This window comes from Actinomadura sp. NPDC048394, from assembly GCF_040651755.1.
Taxonomy (GTDB): Bacteria; Actinomycetota; Actinomycetes; order Streptosporangiales; family Streptosporangiaceae; genus Spirillospora; species Spirillospora montaniterrae.
On sequence record NZ_JBEZJL010000056.1, the window covers coordinates 24,223 to 40,580 of the forward strand.

At 75.1% G+C, this 16,358-nt stretch carries 13 protein-coding genes; 5 read left to right on the forward strand and 8 right to left on the reverse strand.

The features are described from left to right. The first annotated feature begins 31 nt into the window (after positions 1-31). On the forward strand, positions 32-766 hold the full coding sequence (locus AB0C78_RS33905; protein ID WP_151541499.1) for a GntR family transcriptional regulator: 735 nt from the start codon (positions 32-34) through the stop codon (positions 764-766). A 4-nt stretch (positions 767-770) separates the two neighbouring features. On the opposite strand, the gene bioD is transcribed toward AB0C78_RS33905, so the two are convergent. Further along, positions 771-1,496: a dethiobiotin synthase gene (bioD, locus tag AB0C78_RS33910; RefSeq protein ID WP_360755993.1), complete on the reverse strand. Its 726-nt coding sequence runs from the start codon at positions 1,494-1,496 to the stop codon at positions 771-773. Positions 1,497-1,609: 113 nt separating this feature from the next. Here bioD and AB0C78_RS33915 point away from each other — a divergent pair, with 113 nt between their 5' ends. Next, positions 1,610-2,383 (forward strand): hypothetical protein, encoded by a 774-nt coding sequence (locus AB0C78_RS33915; protein WP_360755996.1) that lies wholly within the window; start codon positions 1,610-1,612, stop codon positions 2,381-2,383. A 21-nt stretch (positions 2,384-2,404) separates the two neighbouring features. Here the strand turns inward: AB0C78_RS33915 and AB0C78_RS33920 are convergent, their stop codons facing one another. Beyond that, a complete protein-coding gene (locus AB0C78_RS33920) occupies positions 2,405-4,066 on the reverse strand; it encodes a carotenoid oxygenase family protein (protein WP_360755999.1) in 1,662 nt (553 codons plus the stop codon). Between the two features lie 193 nt (positions 4,067-4,259). On the opposite strand from AB0C78_RS33920, the gene AB0C78_RS33925 reads away from it, so the two are divergent. After that, on the forward strand, positions 4,260-4,751 hold the full coding sequence (locus AB0C78_RS33925; protein WP_360756001.1) for a GNAT family N-acetyltransferase: 492 nt from the start codon (positions 4,260-4,262) through the stop codon (positions 4,749-4,751). A gap of 26 nt (positions 4,752-4,777) precedes the next feature. Here AB0C78_RS33925 and lanL read toward each other — a convergent pair whose 3' ends face one another. Together lanL and AB0C78_RS33935 are read right to left on the reverse strand one after the other, a co-directional pair. Continuing rightward, positions 4,778-7,336 carry a class IV lanthionine synthetase LanL gene (lanL, locus tag AB0C78_RS33930; protein ID WP_360756003.1) on the reverse strand — a complete coding sequence of 853 codons (2,559 nt, stop codon included), beginning with the start codon at positions 7,334-7,336 and terminating at the stop codon, positions 4,778-4,780. Positions 7,337-7,436: 100 nt separating this feature from the next. Next, positions 7,437-7,607 (reverse strand): hypothetical protein, encoded by a 171-nt coding sequence (locus AB0C78_RS33935; protein WP_192808868.1) that lies wholly within the window; start codon positions 7,605-7,607, stop codon positions 7,437-7,439. Between the two features lie 218 nt (positions 7,608-7,825). On the opposite strand from AB0C78_RS33935, the gene AB0C78_RS33940 reads away from it, so the two are divergent. Beyond that, positions 7,826-9,724, forward strand: a complete 1,899-nt coding sequence (locus AB0C78_RS33940; RefSeq protein ID WP_360756005.1) for an ABC transporter ATP-binding protein — start codon at positions 7,826-7,828, stop codon at positions 9,722-9,724. Further along, complete coding sequence (locus tag AB0C78_RS33945; protein WP_360756008.1) at positions 9,721-10,611, forward strand: MauE/DoxX family redox-associated membrane protein; 891 nt, start codon at positions 9,721-9,723, stop codon at positions 10,609-10,611. The genes AB0C78_RS33940 and AB0C78_RS33945 overlap by 4 nt, the downstream gene beginning before the upstream one ends. 14 nt (positions 10,612-10,625) lie before the next feature. Here AB0C78_RS33945 and AB0C78_RS33950 read toward each other — a convergent pair whose 3' ends face one another. The 4 genes from AB0C78_RS33950 to AB0C78_RS33965 all read right to left on the reverse strand — a co-directional run bounded on the left by AB0C78_RS33950 (position 10,626) and on the right by AB0C78_RS33965 (position 16,301). After that, positions 10,626-11,963, reverse strand: coding sequence for a biotin carboxylase N-terminal domain-containing protein (locus AB0C78_RS33950; protein ID WP_360756010.1), 1,338 nt, complete (start codon positions 11,961-11,963; stop codon positions 10,626-10,628). Between the two features lie 147 nt (positions 11,964-12,110). After that, entirely contained in the window at positions 12,111-13,454 is a 1,344-nt protein-coding gene (locus AB0C78_RS33955) for an HD domain-containing phosphohydrolase (protein WP_360756013.1), read from the reverse strand. Between the two features lie 11 nt (positions 13,455-13,465). Further along, the gene (locus AB0C78_RS33960; RefSeq protein WP_360756015.1) at positions 13,466-14,812 is read right to left on the reverse strand and encodes an HD-GYP domain-containing protein; all 1,347 of its coding nucleotides are present in this window, start codon (positions 14,810-14,812) and stop codon (positions 13,466-13,468) included. A gap of 571 nt (positions 14,813-15,383) precedes the next feature. Further along, positions 15,384-16,301, reverse strand: coding sequence for an NAD-dependent epimerase/dehydratase family protein (locus tag AB0C78_RS33965; RefSeq protein ID WP_151541341.1), 918 nt, complete (start codon positions 16,299-16,301; stop codon positions 15,384-15,386). Positions 16,302-16,358 lie beyond the last annotated feature (57 nt).

Sequence of the window (16,358 nt, forward strand, 5' to 3'; positions counted from 1 at the left end):
GCGCGGATTCGATCGGGCGGCGCTCGGCGACCTGGGTAAGCACCACACCAACCAGGCGCCGCGCATCCCGAAGTACTACAAGCTCAAAGAACTCCTCGTCGAGCTCATCCAGTCGCTGCCGCCGGGCAGCCCGCTGCCGCCCGAGCGCGCGCTGGCGGAGAAGTACGAGACGTCCCGGACGACCGTCCGGCAGGCCCTCGCCGAGCTCGTCGTCGAGGGGCGCCTGCAGCGCATCCAGGGCAAGGGCACGTTCGTCGCGAAGCCGAAGGTGTCGCAGGAGCTCCAGCTCGTCTCCTACACCGAGGACATGCGGCACCACGGGCTGCGCCCCGAGACCCGCATCCTGGACGCCGGGTACGTCAGCGCCGACGAGCGCCTCGCCGCCCTGCTGTGCATCCGCCCGGGCGGGCGGGTGCTGCGCGTCCACCGGCTCCGGCTCGCCGACGGGGAGCCGATGTCGGTCGACACCTCCCACCTGCCGGCCCGCCGCTTCCCCGGCCTGCGCCGGGAGCTGCCCCGGCACCGCTCCCTGTACGAGACCCTCGCGACCGCCTACGACGTCCACCTGACGGAGGCGGAGGAGACGATCGAGACGGTCCTCGCCACCCCGCACGACGCGCAGCTCCTCGGCGTCGACGTCGGCCTGCCGATGCTGCTGCTGTCCCGGCACGCCTTCGACACGACCGGCCAGCCCGTCGAGTGGGCGCAGTCGCTGTACCGCGGCGACCGGTACAAGTTCATCACCCGGCTGCGCCGCGACTCCTGATCCTTTACTCCGCCTCGGGGGCGTGGGCCTCGCGGAAGGCGGCGGGGTCGAAGCTGCCGCCGAACGCCGGGGCCAGGCCGCGGTGCGCGGCGAGGAGGAACTCGGCGGGGTCGAGGGCGGACGCCCCGGCGGGCAGCGCGCCCGACAGCGGCCGCGCCGCGATGGTCTCCAGGTCCCGGATGTTGCTGCGCATCGCCAGGTCGGGGTCGTCCGGCCAGGCGCCGATGACCACGCCGGCGAGCTGCACGCCGCGGTGCGCCATCGCCTCCAGTGTCAGCGCCGTGTGGTTGAGCGTGCCGAGGTCGGGGCGGGTCGCCACGACGACCGCGGCGCCGAGCCAGCGCGCCAGGTCGGCGATGGTGGTGCCCTCCTCGTCGTAGCGGACGAGCAGCCCGCCCGCGCCCTCCACCAGCACGAGCCGGCGGGTCGCGGCGAGCTCCTGGACGTGCTTGGCGACGTCCGGCAGCCGGACCGGCGGGACGCCCGCGCGGCGGGCCGCGGCGGCGGGCGACAGCGGGTCGGGGAAGCGCGCGGACTCGTGCACGTCCTCGACGCCGGCGAGCCGCCGCACCTCGTCGAGGTCGCCGGGCTCGCCGCCGCCCATCCCGGTCTGCCCGGGCTTGACCACGGCGACGGACGCGCCGCGCGCGGCGGCGACGGCGGCCAGCGCCGCGGTGACGATCGTCTTGCCGACGCCCGTGCATGTCCCGGTCACTACGAGCACACTCACGCCCGGCACATTAGCGCGCGGGACGGGCCCGGTCGGCCGCTGATTCCCACAGTCTTCCGGCGCCGGATTTGTATCCGGGGGAACCCGGGGGCGGGGCGGCGCGTCCAAGGCGCATGGCCGGTTCGCACACACGCACCAGCTCGATCGTCGCGCTCGCGTGCGCGGGCGCGCTGGCGGCCTGCGGCGGGGCCTCGGGCGTGGAGAAGCCGCCGCACTCGCTGCCGCCCGCCGGGACCGCCACGAAGCCGGCGAAGGAGTCCCCGCGCGGCGAGCACCTCGTCCTGCGGATGCGCAAGACCGGCGGCATCGCCGGCCTCGGCGGCCCGGGCGGCCTGCCTGACTTCTCGCTGTACTCGACGGGCCGCGCGCTCGTCGCGTCCCAGGCGAAGGTCACCGAGTACCGGCTCACGCCCGCGGCGCGGGACCGCCTGCTGGGCGAGGCGCGCGCCGCCGGCCTCGGCCGCTCGCACACCGTCCCCGCCGGGCAGGTCTCGGACGCGATCGTGCTGGAGTTCACCATGGACGGCGCGCACAGCGAGATCGCCGAGCCGGGCGTCCGGCCGGACCCGGCGACGGCGTTCCAGGCGCGGCTCGATCCCGCCCGGTGGCCGAAGACCGACCTCGCGTCCGGCCCCCGGCCGTACAAGCCGTCCAAGGTGGCCGTGCTCGCGTCGCAGGGCGCGGTGGCCGACGGCCCGGTCCGCACCTGGCCGCTGGCGCCGCTCGGCAAGGGCACGCAGGTCGGGGCCGCCGTGTGCACGGTCGCCGCGTCCGGCAAGGTCCCCGCGACGAGCCCGAATACCGCATGGCGCAGCGCCGGCAAGACCTACACCGTCCGCCTGCGCCCCCTCCTCCCGGACGAGCAGACCTGCACGGCCCTCCGTTGAGCCGTCGCGTGTCGCCCTGACTCAACGGGTCAGGTCGGCGGCTACCTCGCGGGTGATGGCCTGCAGGTCGGGGGGCAGTTGGCCGAGGCGGGCGTCCAGGTCGTCGGCGAAGCTCAGCCGCTCCAGCTCGGGCGGCGGGACGGCTTCCGGCATCCACGCGGAGTGGATGAGGAACGGGACGGTGGTGCCGGGTGGCGGCGCCAGCACGGCGAGCGGGCCGCGCCCCACGTCGGCGGCGTCGAACAGCTCGATCCGGAAGCGGTCGTCGTTGTGGACGGCGACGACGAGGTAGCCGTCGTGGCCGCCCGGGTCGGCGCCCGCGTACCGGCTACCGCCGCGCCCGCGCGGGACGAAGCACGGCGACGTCGGGTAGTCGTCCAGCGCGAACGTCCACTCGGCGAGCGCCTTGAGGTCGTCGCGGTCGTGGGTGACCAGGACGGCGGGGGTCTCCTCCGGCGGGAACAGGTCGGCGTCGATGCGGCCGGTGTAGTTGCGCAGCGCCCGCTGGTTGATCGCCTCGGGGTGGAAGCCCAGGTAGACGAGATGGTGCCGGGTCGGGGCGGTCTGTCCCTCGATGCTCCAGTCGACGGCCGACAGTTCGGCCTGCCACCAGCGCGCCGGGTCGCTCGCGCGGGCCCGCTCGCTCACCTTCCCGGTCTCGGGGTCGAACACCAGGACGGTGGTGAGCGCGGGCGTCATGCCGTGGCAGTACATGCCGCGCAGGGCCGGGTCGACGGGCCGGCCGAACGCGTCGAGGTCGTCCTCGCGCAGGTACATGCCGATGTCGACGCCGGGCGTGTGCTCCATGACGACCTGCACGCCGCCGGAGTCGTCGTACCTGGCGTAGAAGTGGTTGACCTCGGGCGCGATCCGGAACTCCTTGCAGGCCACGGTGCCACCGCCGGGGCGCAGGTCGTCCTTGCGGATCAGCAGGACGGGCCCGTCGGGGTTGTTGGCGACGGTCCGCTCCGCGCCGAACACCTCGCCGGTGTCGATCTTGTAGGCGGTGTCGGCGAGCACGAGCCAGTCGCGGGTCTGCGTGATCGTGTGCGTGGCCTGCGGCAGGACGGCGTCCGCCACCTCCCAGCGCTCGACCCGGCTCCCCTCCCCCGCGTACCGGATCACCGAGACGGTGCCGGTCATGACGTCGCGGCTGACCGTCCACAGGCAGCCGCGCTCGGGGTCGATCACCGGATGCGCGGACGTGGAGACCAGCGGCAGCACGGCCTGGTCGATCGCGGGCCTCCAGTCGTCGCGGTGGCCGACCTCGGCGACGAACCCGAGCGTGACCGGGTCGACCTCGACGGGCCGCCCGGCGTCCCAGGTGGCGAACAGCCGGTCGCCCCACGGCAGCGGCGCGGTGTTGGCGGCGTTCACGAACCCCCACGGCGAGCTCGTCCCGACGGGCCCGGCGGTGAACAGGTCGGGGCGCCGGCGGCGGAGCCGGACGGACGGGGTGTCGATCACCCGGGCGCGCCAGCGGAACCGGCCGCCGGCGTCCGGCCGGAGCGGCAGCCGCGCGATGATCCCGTCGCCGAAGAACGCGTGCACGGGGTGGGTGCGCTGGTCGGAGGTGCTGACGACGAAGTGGCCGCGGACGTCGCCGGGCCACGCGCCGGCGACGACCTCGAACGCGAGGTCGTCGATGTCCTGCGTGCCGAGGATCGAGCGGGGGACCGGCATGGCGCCTCCTGGGGGTGCGGCGGGCCGTCGACACCCGCCAATCAACACGGCCCGGCCGCTAGTAGTCAAGCCTCTAACGACTAGGGCACCCGGCGGGCGGCCGCTCCTTCCGGATGCGGATAGCCTGATATGTCACGACCTTTCGGTCGGGATGATCCCGGCACCGACGCTCCCCGCCTGGAGAAAGCACCCGATGCAGCCCGTCACCGTCCGCGACGCGCACCCCCACGAGTACGACCTGATCGGCGAGCTGACCGTCGAGGTGTACGTGCACGGCGGGCTGGTCTCGCCCGAGTCCTCCTACGTCGGGAAGCTCCGCGACGCCGCCGACCGGGCCGCCAAGTCGCAGCTGCTCGTCGCCGAGGTCGGCGGGGAGGTCGCGGGCGCCGTCGCCTACTGCCCGCCCGGCAGCCCGTACGCCGAGCTGGCGGGCCCGGACGAGGCCGAGTTCCGCATGCTCGCCGTCCTGGCGAAGGCCCGCCGGTCCGGCGCGGGACGCGCCCTGGTCGGCGAGTGCGCGGCGCGCGCCCGCGCCGCCGGCCTGACCGGGCTGCGGCTGTCGACGCAGGCGAACATGGAGGCCGCGCACCGCATGTACGAGCGGCTCGGCTTCGTCCGCACCCCGGACCGGGACTGGTCCCCCGTGCCCGGCCTCCGCCTGCTCACCTACGCGCTGACGTTCTAGCCGCCCATGCTGGAGGCCCCGACCTCCTAGACGGCCGGGGACGTCCAGAGGCGCGGGCCGGAGCGGGCGTCCAGCCGGCGAAGGAACGACAGGATGCCCGCGGTGCCGGTGCCCCAGGTGAACGCCTGGGTGTCGAGGTCGTTGCCGGGGAAGACCGGCCGCCGGGGGTCGCCGCCGCTGCGCACGAGCATCAGCTCCACGATCTCCTCCGCTCCCCGCCAGTACGCGTCGTCGCCCGTCGCCAGGGCGACGTCGATGAGCGCCTCCCCCATGCCCGCGAGGCCGCAGCACTGGGACGACACCCACGCGCGCGGCGCGATCGCCAGGCAGGCGCGGGCGCCCCGTTCGGCGAGGTCGAGGTAGTGCGCGTCGTCATAGGCGCGGGCGGCGCGGAGCATCGCGCCGACGACGCCGGACATGCCCTGGCACCACGACGCTCCCATCGGGCGCGCGGCCGGTCCCTCCAGTTCGCCGATCAGCGCCTCCGTCCGCTCGGCGAGGGCGGCGAACGCGTCGCGGGCGGCGGTGCCGGCGGCGGCGTCGCCGGTGGCGCGGTGGAAGGCCAGCAGGAAGTCGGCCACGCCCGCGTCACCGTGCGCGAACGCGGTGTCGACGGCGACGCCGGACCCGGGCTGCTCGACCGACACCGCCGCGTCCGGCGCGGCGACGTCGCCGGCCAGCAGCCGCCGCGCGCACTCCGCGGCCGCCGCCGCGTTCGCCGGATCGGGGGCGAGGGCGTCGAGGATCAGGTGGCCGGTGCCGATGCCGGCGACGCCGTGCGCCTGGTCCGCGCGCTCGCCGCCGGACGCGCGGACGGGCCGGGGCATCGCGACCCCGGCGGCGGCCAGGAAGATCGCCGTGCCGGTGAGGCCGAAGTAGAGCGAGGCGGGCAGGGTCGCGGCGGGCAGGTTCGCGGCCGTCCAGCGGGCGAGGTCGGTACCCGCGGCCTTGCCCTCGGGATGCTGGAGCAGCTCCATCCCGACGCCCGCCGAACCGGCGTAGACGTTGGTGACGGGCGGGCTCGTCCGGCGGTCCTCCGGCTCGTCCATGAGCCGCTCGGCGAACCGGACGCACTCGCGGACGGTGTGCGCGCGGACCGACGACAGCAGGTCGCCGGTCAGGCGCGGGACGGGCACCGGGGCGGCGGGCCTCGCGGTCGCGTGCCGCCCGGCGCGGATCTCGGCGGCGGCGCGCCTCCGGACGTCCGGGTCGAGGCTGAGCAGCCGCGGCACGAGCGCGACCGGGCCGCCTCCCGGGGACATCCGCGCCAGGCACTGCAGCGTCCGCTCGACGCCGCGTTCCGGGTCGGGGTCGATGATGACCGGGTTCATGCCGGTGGCCGCGAAGAACAGCGTCGCGCCGAGCGAGAACAGGTCGTCCGCCGGCTCGGACGGGCGGCCGGTGCGCTGGTCGGGAACGCTGAAGCCGCGGCTCCAGCCCGGCATCTGCAGGTCGCCGTGGCGGCTGGTGCCGAAGTCGACGATCGTGCAGCCGCCGCCCTCGCCGAGCACCACGTTCTTGGGCGACAGGTCGCGGACGACCACGCCGCGCGCGTGCACCGCGTCGAGGACCCCGAGCAGCCGGGACGCCAGGCCCGCGAGCTCGGGGCCGGTGAGCGCGCCGTGCTCGGCCACGTGCCGGTTGAGGTCGGTGGCGCCGGCGTCGCTCATGACGAGGAACTCGTCCTCGCCGTGCCGGAAGTGGTCGAGCGCCTCCGGGACGCCGTCGACCCCGGCGAGGACGGTCAGGACGCGCAGCTCGTTGCGCAGGTACATCCGCAGGTCGTAGCCGTCGGGGTGCTCCCCGACGTAGGCGCGGGCCTCCTTGACGACGACGGGCCGCCCGCCCGCGTCCTCGGCCCGGTACACGTTGCCGCGCGGGCCGCGCATCACCCCGGTGGTCACCCGGTAGCGGCCCCCGATCGTCCGGACGCGCGGCGCCCGAGCGCCCGGGGCCGAGGGCGGGGCGGAGGCACCAGCCGGGGCGGAGGCACCGGCCGGGGTGGAGGCGCCGGCCGGGGTGGGCGGGCGGAACGGGTCGGCGGCCCACGGCGGGCAGGCGAACTCGACGCCCGCCGCGCCCGGCTCGGCCTCGCCGTCCGGGCCGACGACGACCAGCTCGAAGTCGCCGTTCTCATCCACCTTGTACTGCGGGGCGAACGGCGCGTAGCGGTAGTAGACGGGCGCGTCGGGGCGGACGCGGCGGTCGCTGACCACGCGCGGCCCGGCCATGCCGGCGAGGGCGGTCGCGAGCGCGTGCCCCAGCCGGACGACCGCGTCCTGCGGCGGGTAGACGGTGACGGCCTTGCCGACGGAGGCCGCGTCGAGGTCGCCGGAGTTGAGCTCGCGCAGCATCTCCGCGGACCGCGCCGCCTTGAAATCGCACGGGGCCGCCAGCAGCAGCGGCAGGATGCGGTCGAGCGTCTCGGCGAACGTGCCGGGCCGGGCGGAGACATGCAGTTTCCAGCCCTGCCGGGGCGCGTCGAAGCCGGGATCGCGGACGCTGATCCAGGTGTCGTCGGACCGGATTTCCCTGCCGCGCTCGCGGGCGATTGTGGAAATGCGCTGAAATATCGATGGCTCCATTGTCGCCCTTCGATCGCGGTGCGGGCCCGGCAATGCGAGGACGCACCGGAAGAGGCCACCGGTGGGAGCCAATGGCCTTTCCGCGTGCGTCGGGTGAGGGTCAGACGATGGAGGGGCAGCACGGGTAGCTGCTGCACACCGTGCGCTTGCAGGTGTTCACGCAGGCCTGCGGGCCGTGCAGCAGTTCCAGCAGCTCCATCTCGAAGTCCACGTCGAGGTCTTCCGGGTCGAGGACGCCGGCGTCGCGGGGCTCCAGGGCGAGCACGGACATGGGGGCTCCTTCCTTGGCCGCCGTTCGGGCGGCCGTTCGGGATCTGAGCCTGGGGGCCGGCATCGGGTGGCGCCGGGCTCCCCCAGATCAAACGGACGCATTATGAGCAGATGATCAGCGGGCTGTCCAGACAGTGATTTGTCACCGGTGCGGCAGCGCCGAACACGGCCGTGGAACGAGGCATTTACAGCCGACATTCGATGATCTAGGTTGGCCCTGTGTTCCGACGTTCCCCGGCCCTCGCCGACGACAGGTCGGGGCTCGAAATCACCTATTGGGAAAGCCGCGACGAGGAACTGCTGAAAGCCGGTCTGCCGGCGATGCTGCGGCGGTTTCCGGCGCTGGTCGCGGCGGCGGTCCGGCTGGCGTGGGAGGCGAGCCGGCGCGACACGGCGGTCGCGCTCGGCGGCAACCTCGCGGCCGGGGTGTTCACCGCGTTCGGGCTGCTGGCCACCTCCGACGTCCTCGCGTCGCTGTTCGCGGCCGGGCCGACGCCCGGGCGGGTCCGCGCGGCGCTGCCCGCGCTGGCGCTGGTCGGCGCGGCGGCGGGGCTGCGCGGCGCGCTGCTCGCCGCCGCCGGCTGGGCGCAGGCCCGGCTGAAGCCGCAGGTCGAGCGGCGGGCGGAGACGCGGCTGTTCGAGCTGACCACGCGGGTGGAACTGACCGCGTTCGACGACCACGAGTTCCACAACGCGATGCGCCGGGCCCGCGACAACGGCGTGCCCGACACCGCCACCGTCGTCGAGACGACGGTGAGCGTGCTGACCGGCGCGGTGGGGCTGGCCGCGCCCGCCGTCGCGCTCGGCCTGCTGCACCCGGCGCTGATGCCGCTGCTGCTCGTCACGGCCCTGCCCGCGGGCTGGGCGGCGCTGCGCACGGCGCGGCTGCGGTACGCGGCGTTCTACCGGCTGTCGGCGGCGCGGCGGCGCAAGTTCATGCTGTCGGACCTGATGGCCGAGCGGCAGCCCGCCGCCGAGGTCCGCGCGTTCACGCTGCGCGGCTTCCTGCTCGGCGAGTACGACCGGGTCGCCGACCTCGAGCAGCGCGTCCAGCTGGACGTCGCGCGCCGCCAGACCGGCGCGAAGGCGGCCGGCGACCTGCTCACCGGCGCCGCCACCGTCGCCGTCTACGGCGCGCTCGGCGGCCTGCTCGCCGGCGGCGTCGTCCCGCTGTCGGTCGCGGGCGCGGCCGTGCTGGCGATCCGGGCCGGGCAGTCGTCGCTCGCGGCGTGCGTGCTGAGCCTGAACAAGCTGTACGAGGCGGGCCTGTACTTCGGCGACTACCTGAACTTCCGCGCGCTCGCCGCCGAGCGGCTGCCGCCGGCGGGCGGCGCCGCCCCGCCCGCCGAAGACTTCCACCGCGTCACCGCCGACCGGGTGTCGTTCCGGTACCCGGGCGCGAGCACGCCGGCGCTCACCGACGTCAGCGTCACCGTGCGGCGCGGCGAGGTGATCGCGCTGGTCGGCGAGAACGGCTCGGGCAAGACGACGCTGGCCAAGCTGCTCGCCGGGCTGTACCGGCCGGACTCCGGGACCGTCCGCTGGGACGACGCCGACCTCGCCGCCCTGGACGGCGACGCGCTCCGCCGCCGGATCGCCGTGATCGCCCAGGACCACACGCGCTGGCCGCTCACCGTCCGGGAGAACATCGTCATGGGCCGCCCGCTCGACGAGGACCGGCTCGTCACCGCCGCCGCGGCGGCGGGCGCGGACCGGGTCGTCGGCGAGCTGCCGGACGGGTACGACGCGCTGCTGGACCGGCGCTTCCGGGGCGGCCACGACCTGTCGGGCGGGCAGTGGCAGCGGATCGCCGCCGCGCGCGGCTTCTACCGCGACGCCGCGCTGGTCATCTTCGACGAGCCGACCTCCGCGCTCGACGCCCGCGCCGAGCACGCCCTGTTCGACCGCATCCGGCGGCACGCGGACGGCCGGACCGTGGTGCTCATCACCCACCGGCTGGCGAGCGTCCGGTTCGCCGACCGCATCTACGTGCTGGACCGCGGCCGCGTCGCCGAGAGCGGCGCGCACGCCGACCTGCTCGCGGCGGACGGCCTGTACGCCGACCTGTACCGGCTCCAGGCGTCGGCGTTCCAGCCGGACCCGCAGGAGGTCGCGTGACCGTCCTCGCGTCGGCGTGGCCGGCGGTGATCGCGGTGCTGGTCGTCGCGGCCGGCGGGAAGGTCCGGGACGTGCCCGGGTTCGCGGCGGCGATCGGCGCCTACCGCGTCCTGCCCGCCCGGCTGACCCGCGCCGCGGCGGTGGCGGTGCTGTCCGCGGAGGCGGCGGCGGCCGTGCTGCTGGCCGTCCCCGCCACGCGGCGCTGGGGCGCGCTGTTCGCGGCGGCACTGTTCGCGGCGTTCCTCGCCGCGATGGCCTCGGTGCTGCGGCGCGGCATGCGGATCGACTGCGGCTGCTTCGGGTCGGCGCGGCGCCCGGCGCCGGTCGGCGCCGCGTCGGTGGCGCGGACGGCGCTGCTCCTGCTGCTGGCCGTCATGGCGGCGATCGCCGGGCCCGCGCCGTTCTCGCCGGTGCAGCCGGTGCTCGCGGCGGTCTTCCTCGGCGCGGTCGCGGCGGTGCCCCGGCCGCGGCCCGGGGTGCCCGAGCCGGAGGCTTCACCGCCCGCCGGCCCGCGTCCCGGAACGCCCTTCGCGCTGGACGCCGAGATCGGCGCCCCGGCGGTCTTCGCGCTGATCTCGCCGGCGTGCGGCCTCTGCCGGACGATGCTGCCGGTCTTCGCCGAGGCCGCGGCCCGGCGGCGGGTGGTGCTGGTGAGCGCGGCGGACGAGCCCGACGTCCGGCGGCACTTGGACGAGCACGGCGTCGCCCACCTCCCGCTGGTCATCGACCCCGCCGTGTACGACGCGAACGGCATCCCGTGGCCGCCGTACGCCGTCGTCACCGACGCGGCCGGGACCGTCCTCGCGGCGGGCGGCGCGGACACCCCCGCCGGGTTCCACGCCCTCCTGCGGTGGGCGGACGCCGCCGCCGCGCGTCCCGTCCGCTGACGGAACGCGCCAGGTCAGCGGGCGCGCATGCGCGCCACCACGCCGGTGTCGTAGGTGCCGTCGATGAACTCGCGGTAGTCGAGCAGCTCTGCCAAGAGCGGCAGGTTTGTCGCCACGCCCTCGATGCGGAACGCGCCCAGCGCGGCGCGGGCCCGGGCCAGCGCGTGCGCGCGGTCGTCCCCGTGCACGCACAGCTTGGCGAGCAGCGAGTCGTAGTACGGCGTGACGGTGTTGCCCTCGTGGTAGCCCGCGTCGATGCGGATGCCGTCGCCCACCGGCTCCTCCCACACCTTGATCTCGCCGGTGGCGGGCCGGAAGTCGCGCGGGTCCTCGGCGTGGACGCGGAACTCGATCGCGTGGCCGCCCGGCGCGGCGGCGGCCGGCCCCGCCTGCTCCCCGGCCGCGATCCGGAACTGCTGCTCGACCAGGTCGATGCCGGTGACCAGCTCGGTGACGGGATGCTCGACCTGGAGCCGGGTCGTCATCTCCAGGAACGCGAACTCCTGCGCGACCGGGTCGACCAGGAACTCGACGGTCCCGGCGCCCCGGTACCCGACGGCCTCCCCCGCGCGGACCGCCGCGGCGAGCATCCGCTCCCGCAGCGCCGGCCCGACCCCGGGCGACGGGCTCTCCTCGGCGACCTTCTGGAACCGGCGCTGGACGGAGCACTCGCGCTCCCCCAGCGCGACGACGGCGCCGTCCGCGAGGCCGAGGATCTGCACCTCGACGTGCCGGGCGCCCTCGACGTACCGCTCCAGCAGGACGTCACCGTGCCCGAACAGCCGCGTCGCGGCGGTGTGCGCCGCCTCGAACGCGGCGCGCAGCGACGCCTCGTCGTACGCGGCGCCCAGCCCGGCGCCGCCCCCGCCGGCGGCGGGCTTCACCAGCACCGGGTAGCCGATCCGCTCGGCCTCCTCCAGCGCGGTCGCCGCGTCCGGGACCGGCTCCCACGCGCCGGGCGAGACCGGGACGCCCGCCTCCTTCATCAGGTTCCGGGCGTTGATCTTGTCGCCCATCCGGGCGACGACCAGCGGCGGCGGCCCCACCCAGGCCAGGTCCCGCTCGGCGACGGCCCGCGCGAACGCGGCGCTCTCGGCGAGGAACCCGTAGCCGGGATGGACGGCCTGCGCGTTCGTGCGATGCGCGGCCTCCAGCACCGCCGCCGCGTTGAGGTAGCTGCGCGCCGGGTCGGCCGGGCCGATCAGCACCGCCTCGTCCGCCTCGGCGACGTAGGGCAGGTCGGCGTCGGCCTCGGAGTACACCGCGATCGCCTTCAGCCCCATGGCCTGCGCGGTGTGCACGACCCGGCCGGCGATCTCACCCCGGTTCGCCACCAGCACGGACTCGAACACCTGCGACTCCTCATCGGCGGTCCGCGGCCCCGGCTGCCCCGGCGGCCCTGACCCGGCCGACACTAGTCCCCGTTCCGGCCCGCGTCCGCCCGTACCGCCGATGAACGGCCCCCGCGGGCACCGCCCGCGCGGCGCCGCGGCCCGCGGTCAGGGGCGGGGACGGCGGTCGACGACGCGGCTGAGCGCCTCCACGACGGTCGGGTCGTACTCGGCGGCCGAGTCCAGCCGGAGCCGCTCCAGCACGGCGGCGCCGCGGTCCCGGTCGGCGGAGTCGCCCACCAGGTCGTCGTAGGCGTTCGCGACCTTGATGATGCGGCCGGCCAGCGGCGGCACCGGGGCGGGCCGCTCCCCCTCGCCGGGGCCCCCGAGCGCCTCCGGGCCCGTCCGGTACGGGTGCGACGACAGCTGGACGATGTGCGCCACCCGGTCCAGCACGCCGGTCTGCTTGATGACCTCGGCGCCGAGCTCGGCGATGCGGCGCTGCTCGGCGGGCGACGCGAGCACGGTCGCGCCGCCGGGGATCGGGTCGCCGAGCGACAGCTGCCCGATGTCGTGCATCAGCGCCGCGTACTCCAGCTCCAGCAGCTCCTCCTCGGACATGCCGAGCTCGCGGCCCATCGCCACCGACAGCCGCGACACCCGCCGCGAGTGCCCCGTCTCCACGTACCCGCCGACCTCGGTGACCCGCGACAGGGCCCGGACGGTCTGCAGGTACGTCGCGCGGATCCCCGCGTACCGGCGGAACGCGAACTGGGTGACGAGGATCGGCACCGTGAAGATCAGCAGCGCGGCCTCGCCCATCGCGGTGGTCGCGACCGCGATCAGCATCGCGGTGGCGCTGGTCGCCGCGCACAGCGCCATCTTCGCGTCGATCTCGTCGCGCAGCGCGATGCCGAACCGGGCCCGCACCGCCTCCGCCCGGATCATCGCGGCGATCAGCACGTCGGTGAAGCAGGACAGCACGACGACGAGCCCCATCACCGCGAGAAGCAGCTGCCAGGGCAGCCCGAGCGTCAGCATCGGCCGGAAGCACAGCGCCACGACCGCGACGGTGAACAGCCGGCGCGCCATCGCGTCGGGGCGCGGCGAGCGGCCGACCAGGATGTGCGGCAGCGAGCCGACCAGCATCCCGACCGACGTCACCGCGACGACCTGCAGCGGGGAGTGCTCGGCGGGGACGACGCCGAGCGGCGCGTCCGGCGGGGCGCCCTCGGGGCCGATGCCGACCAGCAGCGCGTAGCCCATCGCGCCGGCGCTGGCGATCGGCGCGACCTCCCGGTTGCCGGGCATCACCATCCGGAACAGCTCGCCGAGCGCGATCAGCACGCCGAAGATGATCGCGACGTTGGGCTGCCGGAGCCCGGCCGCGGCGACCTCGGCGATCGCGACGACGACGAACAGCCCGGCGGTCGCGATCAGCAGCAGCTGGCCGGAGTCGATGGTCTGCCATGCGGCCCGCTCGCGGCGGGCCCGGATCTGGGTGCTGCTCATGGGGGGTCCGGTCACCGCCGTGCTTCGTCTCCGGCGACCCGCAGCGGCGCGCTCGGGTCGTCATGGTCCTGCTGGGTGGTCTCGACGACGTCGTCGTCCGGCAGCACGACGGGCCGCGGCGGCTCCCAGCCGTCCCGGTCCAGCGCGCGCAGGAACGCCTCCACCATCACCGGGTCGAAATGGTCGCCCATGCCGCGGCGCAGCTCCGCCACGGCCTCCGCGACGGTGCGGGCCGCCCGGTAGGAGCGGGTGGAGGTCATCGAGTCGAACGCGTCCGCGACGGAGATGACCCGCGCGAACTCGGGGATCTCGTCGCCGGCCAGGCCCATCGGGTAGCCGCGGCCGTTCACCTTCTCGTGGTGGTGCATGATCCCGGCGAGCGCCTCGTCCAGGAACCCGATCTCCCGGACGATCTCCAGCCCGCGCATCGGGTGCAGCTGGATCGCGGCGAACTCCTCCTCGGTGAGCGATCCGGACTTCTGCAGCACCTTCGTCGGGACGCCGAGCTTGCCGACGTCGTGCAGCATGCCCGCGTACCGGATCGCCTCGACCCGGTCGGCGCGCATGCCGATCTCCTGCGCGATCATCACCGAGCCGCGGGAGACGCGCTCGGAGTGGCCGCGGGTGTAGAAGTCCTTGGTCTCGACGGCCTGGCAGAGCGCGGCGAGGGTGGCGGCGTGCGCCTGCTGCTGCACGTACGCCTGGTCCATCGCCCACCGGGCGATGAACAGCGGCAGCAGCACCAGCACGGCGGCGAAGGCGCCGATCCGCGGCCACAGCCCGGCGATCAGCAGGCCGACCATGCCGTAGCCGAGGCAGCCGACGGCGAGCTGGCCGCTCTCGTGCAGCAGCTCGCGCGGCGCGGCCTGCCGGGACAGCAGCAGGACCCCCGCCATCAGCAGCAGGTTGACCAGGACGAAGGTGACGAGGGCGCCGAGGAAGGGCCCGATGACGTTCTCCACCCAGCGGGACTGCTCGGGATGGAAGCGGTCACCGCCGAGCAGGTCGAAGACCGTGCCGGCGCAGAAGCCGCTGAGCGCGAACTGGGCGCCGTTGAAGGCGCGCTTCTCGGGGGCGAAGAACCGCTGCCCGGTGACCAGGGCGGACAGGCCGAGCAGTGCGGCGCCGGCCGGGCCGAGCAGCACGACCCCCGCCAGGCTGGCGGCGAAGCTCAGCGAGACCCGGGCCCGCTCGACGTTGAGCCGGGCGGGCGCGGAGTCGCAGATCAGGAACAGCAGGGCCAGCACGGCCAGCTTCGTCCAGTCCACCCCCGTGAAGGACGACGTGGCGATGACCGCGGCCGCGAGCGCGACCACCCCGCACACGTACGCCCAGGCAGCGAGAGGTAGTCCACGCATTGCCGCCCCTTAGGGAGTGACGAACGAGCGGGCCGCCGCCGGGATCGACCGTGCCTGCCGGCACCTAGACCCAGGAAACGCCCTCGGGCATCATCAGCGACGATCCCGTGGCGCCCTCGCACCGGCCTCGTCGGGCCGGACTGTCGCACTTGAGCATGGCTTCCGCCTCCCCCCGTCAACCGGGTCGGCCGGCACGGGCCGGCCCGCCGGAACCGCACGGCCCCGGTCTCCCAGGTCCGCACATACCCCGAATTCCCGGGGCCTGCACGCGTTCCCGTCGCTGATTTCGGCCCCAAGCCTAACGCGAACTGCCCAGGTCACACAGGCATGCCGGGAATCGTGAGCAAAGCGTGAAGCAAGTGTCACTTTAAGTGATCAATGGCCGGAGATTAATGCACCGAGCGTACCCGCACAATGCCGCTGCACAATCTCAATGCACGTGCATCTGCAAATGGCATTCTTAAACCGGTCAGAATCAACCCATCAATGGCACCAAGCCGCATTCCTCAGCTCTCCGACACCGACCGCCCGGTCACGCGGGTTCATGGGGCCGGGCGGCCCGCCCGTGCGGTCAGGCCGTCCGCTCGCGGGCCCAGGCGGCCGTCTCGGCGAGACCGTCCACGAGGCTCACCCGCGGCTCCCAGCCCAGCGCCTCCCGCGTCGGCCCCGGGTCCACCGCCATCGCGGGCAGGTCGCCCAGGCGCGGCGGCGCGAACTCCGGCTCGTCCGGCGCGCCCACCGCAGCGGCCACGAGCGCGTGCAGGTCACGGTCGGTCGTCTGCAGGCCCGTGCCCACGTTGAACCGGCCGCCGCCGCCCGCCTCGCCCGCCGCGCGCGCGAACGCGTCCACCACGTCCAGGACGTACACGTAGTCGCGGGTCTGCTTGCCGTCGCCGAACACCCGGGTCGGGCGGCCCGCCAGCAGCGCGTCCGTGAAGATCGAGATCACGCCGGCCTCGCCCTCCGGCGTCTGCCGCGGCCCGTACACGTTCGCCAGCGTCAGCGTCGTGAAGTCGAGGCCGTGCAGCGCCCGGTACATCCCGGCGTACACCTCGCCCGTCACCTTCGACGCCGCGTACGGCGACGCGGGACGCAGCGGCGCGTCCGGCGGGACGGGCAGCGCGTCCGGCACCCCGTACACCGCGCAGCTGGAGGTGAACACGACCTTGCGGCTGCCCGCCGCCCGCGCCGCCTCCAGCACGTTCGCCGTGCCGAGCCCGTTGACCCGCGCGTCGTGCAGCGGGTCGGCGACGCTCGCGCGCACGCTCACCTGCGCCGCCAGGTGGCAGACCACCTCGGGGCGGCGCGCGGCCATCCGCTCGGCGAGGGCCGGGTCGGCGACGTCCATCCGCCACAGCTCGATCGACGGGTTGAGGTTGGCCCCCGACGACAGGTCGTCGACGCCGACGACCTCGTGGCCGTCGGCGAGGAGCCGGTCGACGAGATGGGACCCGATGAAGCCGGCCGCGCCGGTGACGAGAGCGAGCACCCCAGCACGATACCCAGCCGCGGCGCCCTCGATCGGGCCCGCGCCCGGCCGTCCCCG

What these genes read in the sequence shown, in the direction of transcription:
- AB0C78_RS33925 (WP_360756001.1), top strand. Translation starts at nt 4,260, where the DNA reads ATGCAGCCCGTCACCGTCCGCGACGCGCACCCCCACGAGTACGACCTG.
- lanL (WP_360756003.1), bottom strand. Translation starts at nt 7,336, where the DNA reads ATGGAGCCATCGATATTTCAGCGCATTTCCACAATCGCCCGCGAGCGC.
- AB0C78_RS33935 (WP_192808868.1), bottom strand. Translation starts at nt 7,607, where the DNA reads ATGTCCGTGCTCGCCCTGGAGCCCCGCGACGCCGGCGTCCTCGACCCG.
- AB0C78_RS33955 (WP_360756013.1), bottom strand. Translation starts at nt 13,454, where the DNA reads ATGAGCAGCACCCAGATCCGGGCCCGCCGCGAGCGGGCCGCATGGCAG.
- AB0C78_RS33915 (WP_360755996.1), top strand. Translation starts at nt 1,610, where the DNA reads ATGGCCGGTTCGCACACACGCACCAGCTCGATCGTCGCGCTCGCGTGC.
- AB0C78_RS33960 (WP_360756015.1), bottom strand. Translation starts at nt 14,812, where the DNA reads ATGCGTGGACTACCTCTCGCTGCCTGGGCGTACGTGTGCGGGGTGGTC.
- AB0C78_RS33920 (WP_360755999.1), bottom strand. Translation starts at nt 4,066, where the DNA reads ATGCCGGTCCCCCGCTCGATCCTCGGCACGCAGGACATCGACGACCTC.